Raw genomic sequence first — 13,375 nt, forward strand, 5'->3', positions numbered from 1 at the left:
TCCCCGGCCACCCCCACCGGCGGGCGGACGCCGACGTACCGGGAGGGGACGGGCCGGGGTGCCCCCGCAGGGGGACGAACGGAAAGGGGCTGGACATCATCGAAGTGCGGGCACGTTCGTCGCCCGAGGAGGTGCCCCGGCCCGGCACCGACCAGGCACAAGCGGCACCCGCAGACGAAGAAAACACCCGCAGGGGTGGGAGGGCGGGCAAGACAAGCTAAAGGCTGCGCCACGCAGTGGGAACGGCGGCGGCCACATCCAACGCCGCAAGCGGCGCTCCCCCCGACCCCAGCCGCGCAGCGAGCCCATGCAGGTACGCCCCACAAGCAGCCGCGTCCATCGGCGCAAGCCCCGCCGCGAGCAACGACCCCGCAAGCCCGGACAGCACGTCCCCACTCCCCGCCGTCGCCAGCCACGCGACCCCCGTCGGATTGACGCGAACGGCCGCCCGGGGCGACGGCGAAGCCACCAACGTGGTGGCCCCCTTGAGCAGAACGGTGGCACCGAACCGCCCGGCCAGCCCCCGCACGGCGTCGAGGCGCCGCGCCTCGACCTCCTCCCGCGCCCAGCCGAGCAGCGCGGCGGCCTCCCCGGCGTGCGGGGTGAGGACGGTGGGGGCGCTCCGCTCCCGTACGGCGGCGGGCGAGAGGAAGCGCAAGGCGTCGGCGTCGACGAGGACCGGCACCGAGGTGGCGAGCACGTCGGTGACGGCCTGCCGCGCCTCCGGGGAGTCGCCGATGCCGGGCCCGACCACCCAGGACTGAACGCGCCCGGCGCTGTGCGGGGACCCGGTGGACACCAGCACCTCGGGGTGCCGGGCGAGCACGGCGTCGCCGCCGGGCCCGACGTAGCGCACCGCACCGGCGCCGCCCCGCAGCGCGCCGGAGACGGCGAGGACGGCGGCCCCCGGATACCGCCCGGACCCGGCGACGACGCCGACGACACCGCGCCGGTACTTGTCGCTCGACTCCCCCGGCCGCGGCAGCGCGGCGGCGACGTCCGCGTGCTGGAGCGCCTCCAGTTCGGGTTCGCCGAGGTACGGCCCGAGGCCGATGTCGACGAGCCGGGGCGCCCCGGCGAAGGTGGCGGCCGGGTCGATGAGCAGCCCCGGCTTGTACGTACCGAAGGTGACGGTCGCGTCGGCGTGCACGGCGTCCCCGAGGACTTCCCCGGTGTCGGCGTCGACGCCGCTGGGCAGGTCGACGGCGACGACGAGGGCGCGGGAGGCCCCGGCGGCCTCGGCGAGCGGTACGGCGCCGGGCCGCAGGCCGCCCTTGCCGCCGATGCCGACGATCCCGTCGAGCACGAGGTCGGCCCGCCCGATCAGCGCCTCGGCGTCCTCCGCGGCGGCGGCGCGGCCCCCGGCGGCCAGCAGGGCGGCGAGGCCGCCGCGGTGGGCGCGTTCGGGGGCCAGCAGCACGGCGTGCACGGCGGCGCCGCGGCGGGCCAGCCGGGCACCGGCGTACAGCGCGTCACCGCCGTTGTCGCCGCTCCCGGCGAGGACGACGACGCGCGCGCCGTACGTACGCCCGAGCAGGTCCCGGCACGCCGCCGCGAGCCCGGCCGCCGCGCGCTGCATGAGCGCGCCCTCGGGCAGCCGGGCCATCAACTCGCCCTCGGCGGCCCGTACGGTCTCCACCGCGTGCGCGTACCTCATGGAAAGTCCTCCGGCAGGGCTCGACGGAAACAGCCTCAACGGACACTACGCGCCCGGCGCGCACCCAGCCCCCCGACCAGGCGCACCAGCGCACCCAGCCCCCCGACCAGACGCGCCGGACGCGCCCGGCGCATCCGCCCGGCCCGCCTCCGCGACCCGCCCGCGGGTCAGCCCTCCGCGATGACCACCGCGGACGCGACCCCGGCGTCATGGCTGAGGGAGACGTGCCAGCCGCGTACCCCCAGCTCCGCGGCCCGCGCGGCCACGGTCCCGGTGACGGTCAGCCGGGGCCGGCCGGACGGCTCCGTGGTGATCTCGGCGTCGAGCCAGTGCAGCCCGGCGGGAGCGCCCAGGGCCTTGGCGAGCGCTTCCTTGGCCGCGAACCGGGCGGCCAGCGAGGCGACACCGCGCCGCTCGCCGGTCGGCAGCAGCAGTTCGCCGGGGAGGAAGAGCCGGTCGGCCATGCCGGGCGTGCGCTCCAGGGCGGCGGCGAAGCGGTCGATCTCGGCGACGTCGATCCCGACCCCGACGATCACTGGCCATCCCCTTCGCCCGACGTGCCGTTCATGCCGGCCAGCTTAGGCCGTGCCCCCACCCGCCGTGCCCCCGGCCGCACGCCGCACCCCCGGCCGCGCTCCACACCCCGCCCGCGCGCCGCACCCCCCGCCCGCGCTCCGTACACGTACGTCTGGACAATGGGGCCCGTGCCGACGACCCCAGCCGCGACCAGCCCCTATGTCGACCTGACCCGCGAGGAGTGGAGTGCGCTGCGCGAGCGCACGCCGCTGCCGCTGACCGCCGAGGAGGTGGAGCGGCTGCGCGGCCTGGGCGACGTGATCGACCTGGACGAGGTGGTGGACGTCTATCTGCCGCTGTCCCGGCTGCTGAATCTGTACGTGGCCGCGCACAACCGGCTGCGCGGCGCGCTGAACACCTTCCTGGGGGACGCGGTGGGGGCGCCTCCGCCGAAGGCAGGGGGAGGGCACCACGCGCAGCCGGGGACGCCGTTCGTGATCGGGGTGGCGGGCAGTGTGGCGGTGGGCAAGTCGACCACGGCCCGGCTGCTCCAGGCGCTGCTGGCCCGCTGGCCCGAGCACCCGCGGGTCGAACTGGTCACCACCGACGGCTTCCTGCTGCCCAACGCGGAGCTGCACCGGCGCGGCCTGATGTCCCGCAAGGGCTTCCCCGAGTCGTACGACCGCCGCGCGCTGACCCGCTTCGTGGCGGACGTGAAGGCCGGCCGCGACGAGGTCACCGCGCCGGTCTACTCGCACCTGATCTACGACATCGTGCCCGGCGAGACGCTGACAGTCCGCCGCCCGGACATCCTCATCGTGGAGGGCCTGAACGTCCTCCAGCCGGCGCTGCCCGGCAAGGACGGCAGGACGAGGATCGGCCTGGCCGACCACTTCGACTTCAGCGTGTACGTGGACGCGCGCACCGAGGACATCGAGCAGTGGTACCTGGGGCGGTTCAGGAAACTGCGCGAGACGGCCTTCCAGGACCCGCACTCGTACTTCCGCAAGTACACCCAGGTCTCGGAGGACGAGGCGCTGGAGTACGCCCGGCTGATGTGGCGCACCGTCAATCAGCCCAACTTGCAGCAGAATGTGCTGCCCACCCGCAGCCGGGCGACGCTGGTGCTCCGCAAGGGACCGGGGCACAAGGTGCAGCGCCTGTCGCTGCGCAAGCTCTGACGCCGGCCACCCGGCGCCGGTCACATGACGCGGCTCGCCCGACGCGGGCCGCCAGATGTCGAGGAAACGGGAGCCCCGCCGTGCTGCACCTGCGGATGATCGTGCCCGCCGACCGCACCGAGGAGGTCGCGCGACTGGTCGGCGCGACCCTCGGCGCCACCCATCTGACGGTGATGCGCGGCGCCGCGTACGACCCGCTCGGCGACGTGCTGACCTGCGACGTGGCGCGGGAGGCGGCCGACGGCCTGCTGGCCGGGCTGCGTGAGCTGGGCGTGGCGGAGACCGGTTCGATCGCGGTCGAGAACATCGACCTGACGCTGTCGACGAGCGCGGAGAAGGCCGAGGAGGACGCGCCGGGCGAGGGCGCGGACGCGGTGCTGTGGGAGTCGCTGGTCGAGGAGACGCACGAGGAGTCGACGCTGACGGTCACGTACATCGCGTTCCTGACGGTGGCGACGATGCTGGCCGCGTACGGCGTGATGCTGGACAGCTCGATCCTGATCGTCGGCGCGATGGTGGTCGGGCCGGAGTTCGGGCCGCTGGCCGGGATCTGTACGGGGGTGGTGCGGCGTCAGCGCCGCCTGGTGGGGCGGTCGGTGGCGGCGCTGCTGATCGGCTTCCCGGTGGCGATGCTGATCACCGGCGGGTTCAGCGATCTGATGAGCCTGTTCGGGCTGTTCACGCAGGCGCGGTTCGACGCGCCGCACCCGGCGACGGAGTTCATCTGGCAGCCGACGTGGGATTCGTTCGTCGTCGCGTTCCTCGCCGGGATCGCCGGAATCCTCTCCCTGACCTCGTCCAAGTCGGGCGCGCTGGTGGGCGTGGCGATCTCGGTGACGACGGTGCCGGCCGCCGCGAACGCCGCCCTGGGGATCAGCTACGGGGCCTGGGGCGAGGCGTGGGGCTCCACCTTGCAGCTCGTGATCAACCTGGCGGGCATCGCGGTGGCGGGCACGTTGACGCTGCTCGCCCAGAAGTGGCTCTGGGCGAAGCGGCACGTACCCGCCGGCTGACGACGTACGGTCGGCCGCCGCGCGGGCGGCTCAGCCCAGGGTGGACTTGACGACGTCGGCCAGCCGCCCGGCGACGGACTGGGCGTGGTCGATGTCGGCGGCCTCGACCATCACGCGCACCAGCGGCTCGGTGCCGGAGGGCCGCAGCAGAACCCGGCCGGTGGTGCCCAGCTCGGTCTCGGCCTCGGCGACGGCGGTCAGCAGCTCGGGCGTGGAGTCGACCCGGCTCTTGTCGACGTCCGGCACATTGACCAGCACCTGCGGCAGCCGCACCATGACCCCGGCCAGGTCGGCCAGGGTGCGCTTGGTGGCGGCGACGCGGGCGGCCAGCAGCAGACCGGTCAGGGTGCCGTCGCCGGTGGTGGCGTGGTCGAGCACGATGACGTGCCCGGACTGCTCGCCGCCGAGCGCGTACCCGTGCTCCTTCATCGCTTCCAGGACGTAGCGGTCGCCGACGGCGGTCTGCACCATCTCGATGCCTTCGCGTTCCATCGCCAGCTTGAAGCCGAGGTTGGACATCACGGTGCCGACGACGGTGTTCTCGCGCAGGGCGCCGCGCTCGCGCAGCGACAGGGCGAGGATCGCGAGGATCTGGTCGCCGTCGACCTCCTCACCGGTGGCGTCGACGGCCAGGCAGCGGTCGGCGTCGCCGTCGTGCGCGATGCCGAAGTCGGCGCCGTGCTCGACCACGGCGGCCTTCAGCAGCTCCAGGTGGGTGGAGCCGCAGCCGTCGTTGATGTTGAGCCCGTCGGGCTGGGCGCCGATGGTGATGATCTCGGCACCGGCGCGCGAGAACGCCTCGGGCGAGACGCGGGAGGCCGCGCCGTGCGCCTCGTCCAGGACGACCTTCAGGCCGTCGAGGCGGTTGGGCAGCACCGCGATGAGGTGGGCCACGTACTGGTCGAAGCCCTCGTCGTAGTCGCGGACCCGGCCGACGCCGCCGCCGGTCGGGCGGTTCCAGGGGGCGCCGGTGCGGTGCTCCTCGTAGATCGCCTCGATCCGCTCCTCCAGCTCGTCGTCGAGCTTGTGGCCGCCGCGCGCCAGGAACTTCACGCCGTTGTCCGGCATCGCGTTGTGGCTCGCGGAGAGCATCACGCCGAGGTCGGCGCCCAGCGCGCCGGTGAGATACGCCACCGCCGGGGTGGGCAGCACACCGACCCGCAGGACGTCCACGCCCGCGCTCGCGAGGCCCGCCACGACGGCCGCCTCCAGGAATTCGCCCGAGGCGCGCGGGTCGCGCCCCACGACCGCCACCGGCCGGTGGCCCGCGAAGCTGCCCGCTTCGCCGAGCACGTGTGCCGCCGCGACCGACAGGCCGAGAGCAAGCTCGGCGGTGAGGTCGGCGTTGGCCATGCCCCGCACGCCGTCGGTGCCGAAGAGTCGTCCCACAGTGTTTCCTCCGATGATCCGTGCGGTCGTGCGGCCGTCCCGGGACGCGACGATCCCTGCGCCGCCGGGCCTCCCGTGCCCCGCGGTCCGCGCCCCCGGTGCGGGGACATGGCTCCACCATCCAGGGCTCAGAGCCATATCAACAGACAAATGTGCCGATTCCCAGGAATGCGAACGCCTCGGAGGCACAAAGTGTCTCCGAGGCGTTCGATGCGCCCGGCGCGGGTTTGGTTCCCGCGCCGGAGGCGACTTAGCGCTTGCTGAACTGCGGGGCCTTGCGGGCCTTCTTCAGACCGGCCTTCTTCCGCTCGACCGCGCGGTCGTCACGGGTCAGGAAGCCGGCCTTCTTCAGCGGGCCGCGGTTGTTGTCCACGTCCGCCTCGTTGAGCGCGCGGGCGACGCCCAGGCGCAGGGCACCGGCCTGGCCGGAGATGCCGCCGCCGCTGATGCGGGCCACGACGTCGTACCGGTTGTCCAGCTCGAGCACCTTGAAGGGCTCGTTGACTTCCTGCTGGTGCACCTTGTTGGGGAAGTAGCCCTCAAGGGTGCGGCCGTTGATCTTCCACTTGCCGCTGCCCGGAACGATCCGGACACGGGCGATGGACTGCTTGCGGCGGCCGGTGCCGGCGGCCGGCTGCGGGTCGCCGAAGCGCGAGGCGAGCGACTCGGAGGTGTACTCCGACTCGGGGGTCTCGGACTCGAAGGTCGTGATCTCCTCGAAGGTCTCTTCACCCTCGACGACGGTCTCGGCAGTGGTCTCAGCCACGATTCTCCTCAGATTCTTTCTGGTAGCTGGTGGCCGGTACTACTGCGCGACCTGGGTGATCTCGAACGGCACCGGCTGCTGGGCAGCGTGCGGGTGCTGGTCGCCCGAGTAGACCTTCAGCTTCGAGAGCATCTGACGGCCCAGGGTGTTCTTCGGGAGCATGCCCTTGATGGCCTTCTCCACGGCCTTCTCCGGGTTCTTGTCGAGCAGCTCGTCGTAGCGCACGGAGCGCAGGCCGCCCGGGTACCCGGAGTGGCGGTACGCCATCTTCTGGGTCTTCTTGTTGCCCGACAGGTGCACCTTGTCGGCGTTGATGATGATGACGAAGTCACCGGTGTCGACGTGCGGGGCGTAGATGGGCTTGTGCTTGCCCCGCAGGAGGGTCGCGGCCTGGGTGGCCAGACGGCCCAGGACAACGTCCTGCGCGTCGATTACGTGCCACTGGCGGGTGACATCGCCGGGCTTGGGGCTGAACGTACGCACGGTCGCCTTCGCTTCTTCAGTGATGGTGTCTCCACGAGCCCGTGAGGGGCCGGGGAAACGGGTCCTTGTACAAGGCCACCCGGACGATCAGGCCAGCCCTGGCGGCATTCGGGGACGCAACCCGTCTGCCTGCCGCTGGTCATCGGCCCGGTGGACCGGCGTAAGGGCCCCTCACGTGAGATAGAGCAAGCCAATACGCATAACGACATCGAAGAATACCCGCGCGCCCCCGTACGGGTCAAAACGCGTCGGATTCCCGGGCCGGGAGGGGCCGTTCGGGACCCGTGGGGACCGGGCGTCCGCCGGGCCCTACCGCTTGCGCTCGACCCGCCGCTCGTCCCAGACCGGCTCCGTGGACTCCCTGACCAGACCGTCGGACCCGAAGACCAGATAGCGGTCGAAACTGCGCGCGAACCACCGGTCGTGCGTCACCGCGAGCACCGTGCCGTCGTACGACTCCAGGCCCTCCTGAAGGGCCTCGGCGCTCTCCAGGTCGAGGTTGTCCGTGGGCTCGTCCAGCAGCAGCGCGGTGGTCCCGGCCAGCTCCATGAGCAGGATCTGGAAGCGGGCCTGCTGCCCGCCGGAGAGCTTGTCGAAGGGCTGGTCGCCCTGCCGCTCCAGCTCGTACCGCCGCAGGACGCCCATGGCGCGGCCCCGGTCGTGCGCGTGGTCGCCCCACAGGATGTCGACCAGGGTGCGGCCGAGCAGTTCCGGGTGCGCGTGGGTCTGCGCGAAGTGGCCGGGCACCACCCGCGCGCCGAGCTTGAACGCCCCGGTGTGCGCGACGCTCCCGTCCCCGGCGAGCAGCCGCAGGAAGTGCGACTTCCCCGAACCGTTGGAGCCGAGCACCGCGACCCGCTCGCCGTAGTAGACCTCCAGGTCGAACGGCTTCATCAGACCGGTCAGCTCCAGCTTCTCGCAGGTCACCGCCCGTACGCCGGTACGTCCGCCGCGCAGCCGCATCCGGATGTCCTGCTCGCGCGGCGGCTCCTGCGGGGCGCCCGCGTCCTCGAACCGCTTCAGCCGGGTCTGCGCCGCGTGGTAGCGGGACGCCATGTCGGGGCTGTTCGCCGCCTGCTGGCGCAGCCGCAACACCATCGCCTTGAGCTTGGCGTGCTCCTCCTCCCAGCGCCGCCGCAGCTCCTCGAAGCGCGCGAAGCGCTCCTTGCGGGCCTCGTGGAAGGTGTCGAAACCGCCGCCGTGCACCCACACCGTGGACCCGGCCGGGCCGGTCTCGACGGCGACGATCTTCTGCGCGCTGCGGGCCAGCAGCTCCCGGTCGTGGCTGACGAACAGCACGGTCTTCTTGGTGAGGGCGAGCTGCTCCTCCAGCCAGCGCTTGCCCGGCACGTCCAGGTAGTTGTCCGGCTCGTCGAGCAGCAGCGTCTCGTCGGGGCCGCGCAGCAGGGCCTCCAGAACCAGCCGTTTCTGCTCACCGCCCGAGAGCGTCTTCACCTCGCGCCACTGCGCCCGCTCGTACGGCACGCCGAGCGCGGCCATCGTGCACATGTCCCACAGGGTCTCGGCCTCGTAGCCGCGCGCCTCGGCCCATTCGGCCAGGGCGTGCGCGTACGCCATCTGCGCCGGTTCGTCGTCCTGCGCCATGATCGCCAGCTCGGCCGCGTCGACCGCCTTGGCGGCGGTCCGGATCCGCGGGTGCGCGACGGAGACCAGCAGGTCACGTACGGTGCGGTCGTCGCGGACGCTGCCGACGAACTGCCGCATCACCCCGAGGCCGCCGCTGACCGTGACCGTGCCGCCGTGCGGCTTGATCTCGCCGGAGATCAGCCGCAGCAGCGTGGTCTTGCCCGCGCCGTTGGCGCCGACCAGCGCGACCACGGCGCCGTCGCCCACCCGGAACGAGACGTCGCCGAGCAGCGCCCGCCCATCCGGCAGGTAGTACTCCAAGTGCGCTGCTTCCACATGTCCCATGTCCTGGATTCTCCCTGTGGGGCGCGATCCGCCCCAACTCGTTTTCGTGAGGTCTCCACCGGCGCGTTCACCGGTGCGTTCTCCGGTGTGTTCACCGGAATATGTGCGCGGCCTGACCGGCAATATGATGCGCGGCATGACTGATGGGCCCGGACAGCAGCCGCAGCCTCCGCAGGAACCCCCCACGAGCGCCCCCGAGGGCGAGCGCGAGGTCCTTGAGGGACGCGTCATCCCCTCTCGGCCCCAGCCGCGCCACGCCGCCGCCCAGGCACCCCCGCAGCAGCCGTCGCCGTACGACGCGCAGGCGCCGCAGGGCCCGCAGCCGCCGTCGGGCCCGGCCGCCGACCAGCCGGCCGGGCCGCCGGGGGGCTACGCGGACGACCCGCGGCGCGGGTTCCGCCACGAGCCGGGACAGTCGCAGCCGCAGGCGCCGTCCTCCGGTCCCGCGTGGTCGCCGCAGGCCGAGCAGCCGGGCGCGTACCAGGTACGGCCCGGCGTCCCCGGCCAGGGCGCGGCCCGCCCGCACGCCTCGCTGCCGCCCGCCGCCGCGGCGCCGGGTGCCGCCGAGACCCCCGCGGCTCCCGCGCCGCCGCCCGGCCCCGCCCCCGCGCGGCCCACCGGCCCGACAGGCCCGCGGCCGACCGCCCAGACCGCGCCCCGGAGCACGCCCCAGGCCCCCGCCCAGGGCGCACCCCGAAGCCCGTCGCAGAGCCCCCAGGGCGCCCCGCAGGGCGCGCCCGGCATGGGCACCCACCGTCAGCCCTTCCCGCGCCAGCAGCGCGGCCCGGGACAGCGTCGGCAAGGGGCGCACACGCCCGCCTCAGGGCCGGGCGGCCCGCCCTCGGGCGGGACACCCGACTGGGGCGCGCTCGCCGAGCAGCAGGCCGCCAGCGGCGCCAAGCGGCGCAAGCTGCTGATGCTCGGCGGCGGGATCGTCGCCGTCGCGGTGATAGCGGGCGGCGTCGCCACCGCCGTCGTCATGTCGGGCGGCTCGGACGACGAGCCGGTGGCCGGGCCGTCCTCGGCCACCAGCGGCGCCACGTCGCAGTCGCCGCTGCCGCCCGCGCCCTCGTTCTCCTCGGTCGCTCCCCCGCCGCCGCCCAACCCGCTGGACTTCATCTCCACCGCCGCCAAGGACACCGCCCCGATCACCGTGGGCGGCCTCTTCCCCGGCAAGCAGTTCCGGATCGGCGGCAACGTCTACTCCCAGACCGCCGCCGCCACCACCGCCAAGTGCGCCGACGGCGCCCGCAGCGAGCTGGCCGCCGCCCTCACCGCCAACGGCTGCCGCAAGCTGATCCGCGCCACCTACGTACGCGGCGGCGTGGCCGTCACCGTCGGCGTCGCCGTCTTCGACGACACCGCCCACGCGGCGAAGGTGCAGAAGACCGCCCACTACCTCGGCCCGCTCAACGGCGGCGGCATCAAGGACTTCTGCCACGCCGTCGCCTGCCAGATGACGTCCAACGCCGTCGGCCGCTACGCCTACTTCACCATCTCCGGCTTCAAGACCGGCAAGACCCTCACCAAGGCCGACACCACCGCCAGGCAGGCCGCCAACGACTCCTCCGACTTCGCCTTCCAGCGCGTCATCCAGCGCGGTCGCGACGCCGCGAGCGCCGCTACCCCGTAACGGCGGCAGCGGGCGCGGCGGGGGCGCACGGCAGGGTCCGCCTGTTGCGGGCCTCCACCGAGCGGGCGGCCAGCTGGTCGTCCGCCGGGTAGCCGACCTCTTCCAGGGTGAGGCCGTGCGGGCGCAGGACCTTGACGGCGGAGTGGCGCTCGCGCCCGGCCAGGACCTCGCCGGGGAAGCCGACCGGGCGGTGGCCGTCGCCGACCAGGATCATCGCGCCGATCAGCGCGCGCACCATGTTGTGGCAGAAGGCGTCGGCGCGGACCGTGGCGACCGCGAGACCGTCGGCCGTACGCTCCCAGCGCAGGTCGAGCAGGGTGCGGATGGTCGTGGCGCCCTCGCGCTTCTTGCAGTACGCGGCGAAGTCGTGCTCGCCGAGCAGGAGTTCGGCCGCCGCGTTCATCCGGTCGACGTCCACCGGACGGTCGTGCCACAGCACGTGGCCGCGCAGCAGCGGGTCCACACCGCCGGGGTGGTCGCCGACGCGGTAGGCGTACCGCCGCCAGACCGCCGAGAACCGCGCGTTGAACCCGGCGGGTGCCGCCGAGACGTCCCAGACGCGTACGTCCCACGGCAGCCGTCCGGCCAGCCGCCGGCGCAGATTGCCGCCCTCGGCCGCCCACACGTCCGCGGGCAGGTCCACGTGCGCCACCTGTCCGCGCGCGTGCACCCCGGCGTCGGTGCGCCCCGCGACGGTCAGCTCCACCGGCTCGGCCATCCGCAGCACCGTCGGGATCGCCGCCTCCAACTCCCCCTGCACGGTCCGCCGGGTGCGCTGCTTGGCCCACCCGGAGAAGTCCGTACCGTCGTAGGCCAGATCCAGCCGCACCCGTACGGCGCCGGGCGCCACCTCGTCGCTCACGCGCGCATTCCTCTCAGCGGGATCAGGGGACTCTGGGAACTCTGGGGACTTCGGGGGCCGGGGATCGCGGGGACCAGCGGAACGGGCCCGTACCCCTCCGGCAGAGGGGTACGGGCCCGCGGGGTCGCTCCCGGGGTCTCAGAACGCTCAGGCGTCCTTGGACTCCTTGGGCTCCTCGTCGGCCGGAGCGGCGTCCTCGACCGCGTCGTCCGCGGTCTCGGGCGTGGCGTCCGCCGGCTCGGAGTCCTTCTTGAGGTCGGCCAGAGCCTCGTCACCGGCGCGGTCCTTGGCGGAACGCTTGGTGGCGGCCTCGGCCTCGCCCGTGGCGGCCTGCGCCACGGTCAGCGCCTCGACCAGCTCGATGACGGCCATCGGCGCGTTGTCGCCGCGGCGGTTACCGACCTTGGTGATCCGGGTGTAGCCACCCGGGCGGTTCTCGTACCGCGGCGCGATCTCGGTGAAGAGCGTGTGGACGACGCTCTTGTCCGTGATCGTCTGCAGCACCTGGCGACGGTTGTGCATGTCGCCCTTCTTCGCCTTGGTGATCAGCCGCTCCGCGACCGGACGCAGACGGCGCGCCTTGGCCTCGGTGGTCTTGATCCTGCCGTGCTCGAACAGCGACTTCGCGAGGTTCGCGAGCAGCAGCTTCTCGTGCGCGGCGCCGCCGCCGAGGCGGGCACCCTTCGCGGGCTGAGGCATGGTCTTTCTCCTTCTCCGCTGCACCGGCCGTACGAGGTACCGATGTCAGTGCGAACTGGCGGCTGCCAGCTCGATGGGGGTCCGGGGCGGGGCCCCGGTGCCCTCCCCGTTCGGTGCGAACCGGGAAGGCGCCCGGCGACGGCCGGGACCAGGGGTCCCGGCCGCGCCGGAGGCGATCAGTACTGCTCGGTCTCCACGAAACCGGCGTCCACGTCGTCGTCGGCGCCGAAGGCGTCGGCGGCGGCGGTGGGGTCGAATCCGGGCGGGCTGTCCTTGAGGGCCAGGCCCATGCCGGCCAGCTTCGCCTTGACCTCGTCGATCGACTTCGCGCCGAAGTTGCGGATGTCGAGCAGGTCGGCCTCGGAGCGTGCCACGAGCTCACCCACGGAGTGGATGCCCTCGCGCTTGAGGCAGTTGTAGGAGCGGACGGTGAGTTCCAGCTCCTCGATCGGCAGCGCCAGGTCAGCGGCCAGGGCGGCGTCCGTGGGGGACGGGCCCATGTCGATGCCCTCGGCGTCGACGTTCAGCTCGCGGGCCAGGCCGAACAGCTCGACCAGGGTCTTGCCCGCGGACGCCATGGCGTCACGGGGGCGCATGGCCTGCTTGGTCTCGACGTCGACGATCAGCTTGTCGAAGTCGGTGCGCTGCTCGACACGGGTCGCCTCGACCTTGTAGGTGACCTTGAGCACCGGGCTGTAGATGGAGTCAACCGGGATGCGGCCGATCTCCTGGCCCTGCTGCTTGTTCTGCACCGCGGAGACGTAGCCGCGACCGCGCTCGACGGTCAGCTCCATCTCCAGCTTGCCCTTGGCGTTCAGCGTCGCCAGGACCAGGTCGGGGTTGTGCACCTCGACACCGGCCGGGGGCGCGATGTCGGCGGCGGTGACGACACCCGGGCCCTGCTTGCGCAGGTACATCACGACCGGCTCGTCGTGCTCCGAGGAGACGACGAGCTGCTTGATGTTGAGGATGACGTCGGTCACGTCCTCCTTGACGCCCGGCACGGTGGTGAACTCGTGCAGGACACCGTCGACCCGGATGCTGGTGACAGCGGCACCGGGGATCGAGGAGAGGAGCGTACGGCGGAGCGAGTTGCCGAGGGTGTAGCCGAAGCCCGGCTCCAGCGGCTCGATCACGAACCGGGAGCGGAATTCGTCGACGACCTCTTCGGTCAACGAGGGACGCTGAGCGATCAGCATGAGTGTCGGTCCTTCATTCGTGGGCGCCCGCTATTTGACGCCCCC

Annotated in this window: 12 protein-coding genes; 3 read left to right on the plus strand and 9 right to left on the minus strand. The window is 73.0% G+C overall.

Annotated features, from left to right (window positions below):
- Positions 1 to 217 precede the first annotated feature (217 nt).
- Positions 218 to 1,657, minus strand: a complete 1,440-nt coding sequence (locus tag ABZX65_RS17750) for an NAD(P)H-hydrate dehydratase (protein ID WP_355340160.1) — start codon at positions 1,655 to 1,657, stop codon at positions 218 to 220.
- A gap of 167 nt (positions 1,658 to 1,824) precedes the next feature.
- Entirely contained in the window at positions 1,825 to 2,193 is a 369-nt protein-coding gene (locus ABZX65_RS17755) for a holo-ACP synthase (protein ID WP_355340163.1), read from the minus strand.
- 168 nt (positions 2,194 to 2,361) lie between these two features.
- Here ABZX65_RS17755 and coaA point away from each other — a divergent pair, with 168 nt between their 5' ends.
- A complete protein-coding gene (gene coaA / locus ABZX65_RS17760; RefSeq protein ID WP_355340166.1) occupies positions 2,362 to 3,354 on the plus strand; it encodes a type I pantothenate kinase in 993 nt (330 codons plus the stop codon).
- 80 nt (positions 3,355 to 3,434) lie between these two features.
- Entirely contained in the window at positions 3,435 to 4,367 is a 933-nt protein-coding gene (locus ABZX65_RS17765) for a DUF389 domain-containing protein (protein WP_355340169.1), read from the plus strand.
- A gap of 30 nt (positions 4,368 to 4,397) precedes the next feature.
- Here the strand turns inward: ABZX65_RS17765 and glmM are convergent, their stop codons facing one another.
- The 4 genes from glmM to ABZX65_RS17785 all read right to left on the minus strand — a co-directional run bounded on the left by glmM (position 4,398) and on the right by ABZX65_RS17785 (position 8,937).
- Entirely contained in the window at positions 4,398 to 5,756 is a 1,359-nt protein-coding gene (gene glmM / locus ABZX65_RS17770; RefSeq protein ID WP_355340172.1) for a phosphoglucosamine mutase, read from the minus strand.
- Between the two features lie 250 nt (positions 5,757 to 6,006).
- Positions 6,007 to 6,522: a 30S ribosomal protein S9 gene (gene rpsI, locus ABZX65_RS17775; protein ID WP_188283331.1), complete on the minus strand. Its 516-nt coding sequence runs from the start codon at positions 6,520 to 6,522 to the stop codon at positions 6,007 to 6,009.
- Between the two features lie 39 nt (positions 6,523 to 6,561).
- Positions 6,562 to 7,005 carry a 50S ribosomal protein L13 gene (gene rplM, locus ABZX65_RS17780; protein WP_355340175.1) on the minus strand — a complete coding sequence of 148 codons (444 nt, stop codon included), beginning with the start codon at positions 7,003 to 7,005 and terminating at the stop codon, positions 6,562 to 6,564.
- A 309-nt stretch (positions 7,006 to 7,314) separates the two neighbouring features.
- Complete coding sequence (locus ABZX65_RS17785; protein ID WP_355340178.1) at positions 7,315 to 8,937, minus strand: ATP-binding cassette domain-containing protein; 1,623 nt, start codon at positions 8,935 to 8,937, stop codon at positions 7,315 to 7,317.
- A gap of 136 nt (positions 8,938 to 9,073) precedes the next feature.
- Here ABZX65_RS17785 and ABZX65_RS17790 point away from each other — a divergent pair, with 136 nt between their 5' ends.
- A complete protein-coding gene (locus ABZX65_RS17790) occupies positions 9,074 to 10,570 on the plus strand; it encodes a hypothetical protein (RefSeq protein ID WP_355340181.1) in 1,497 nt (498 codons plus the stop codon).
- Here ABZX65_RS17790 and truA read toward each other — a convergent pair.
- The 3 genes from truA to ABZX65_RS17805 form a co-directional block, all read right to left on the minus strand.
- Positions 10,560 to 11,432 (minus strand): tRNA pseudouridine(38-40) synthase TruA, encoded by an 873-nt coding sequence (gene truA / locus ABZX65_RS17795; protein WP_355340183.1) that lies wholly within the window; start codon positions 11,430 to 11,432, stop codon positions 10,560 to 10,562. The two genes, ABZX65_RS17790 and truA, sit on opposite strands and share 11 nt — an antisense overlap.
- A 147-nt stretch (positions 11,433 to 11,579) precedes the next feature.
- Entirely contained in the window at positions 11,580 to 12,131 is a 552-nt protein-coding gene (gene rplQ, locus ABZX65_RS17800) for a 50S ribosomal protein L17 (protein ID WP_355340186.1), read from the minus strand.
- A gap of 176 nt (positions 12,132 to 12,307) precedes the next feature.
- Positions 12,308 to 13,330, minus strand: a complete 1,023-nt coding sequence (locus tag ABZX65_RS17805) for a DNA-directed RNA polymerase subunit alpha (protein ID WP_033177813.1) — start codon at positions 13,328 to 13,330, stop codon at positions 12,308 to 12,310.
- Positions 13,331 to 13,375 lie beyond the last annotated feature (45 nt).

The sequence above is a fragment of the Streptomyces sp. NPDC003300 genome (assembly GCF_040610915.1).
Classification (GTDB): Bacteria; Actinomycetota; Actinomycetes; order Streptomycetales; family Streptomycetaceae; genus Actinacidiphila.

Coding starts and splice junctions, on each gene's coding strand:
- ABZX65_RS17750 (WP_355340160.1), bottom strand. CDS start 1,657: ATGAGGTACGCGCACGCGGTGGAGACCGTACGGGCCGCCGAGGGCGAG.
- ABZX65_RS17790 (WP_355340181.1), top strand. CDS start 9,074: ATGACTGATGGGCCCGGACAGCAGCCGCAGCCTCCGCAGGAACCCCCC.
- ABZX65_RS17785 (WP_355340178.1), bottom strand. CDS start 8,937: ATGGGACATGTGGAAGCAGCGCACTTGGAGTACTACCTGCCGGATGGG.
- ABZX65_RS17805 (WP_033177813.1), bottom strand. CDS start 13,330: ATGCTGATCGCTCAGCGTCCCTCGTTGACCGAAGAGGTCGTCGACGAA.
- rplQ (WP_355340186.1), bottom strand. CDS start 12,131: ATGCCTCAGCCCGCGAAGGGTGCCCGCCTCGGCGGCGGCGCCGCGCAC.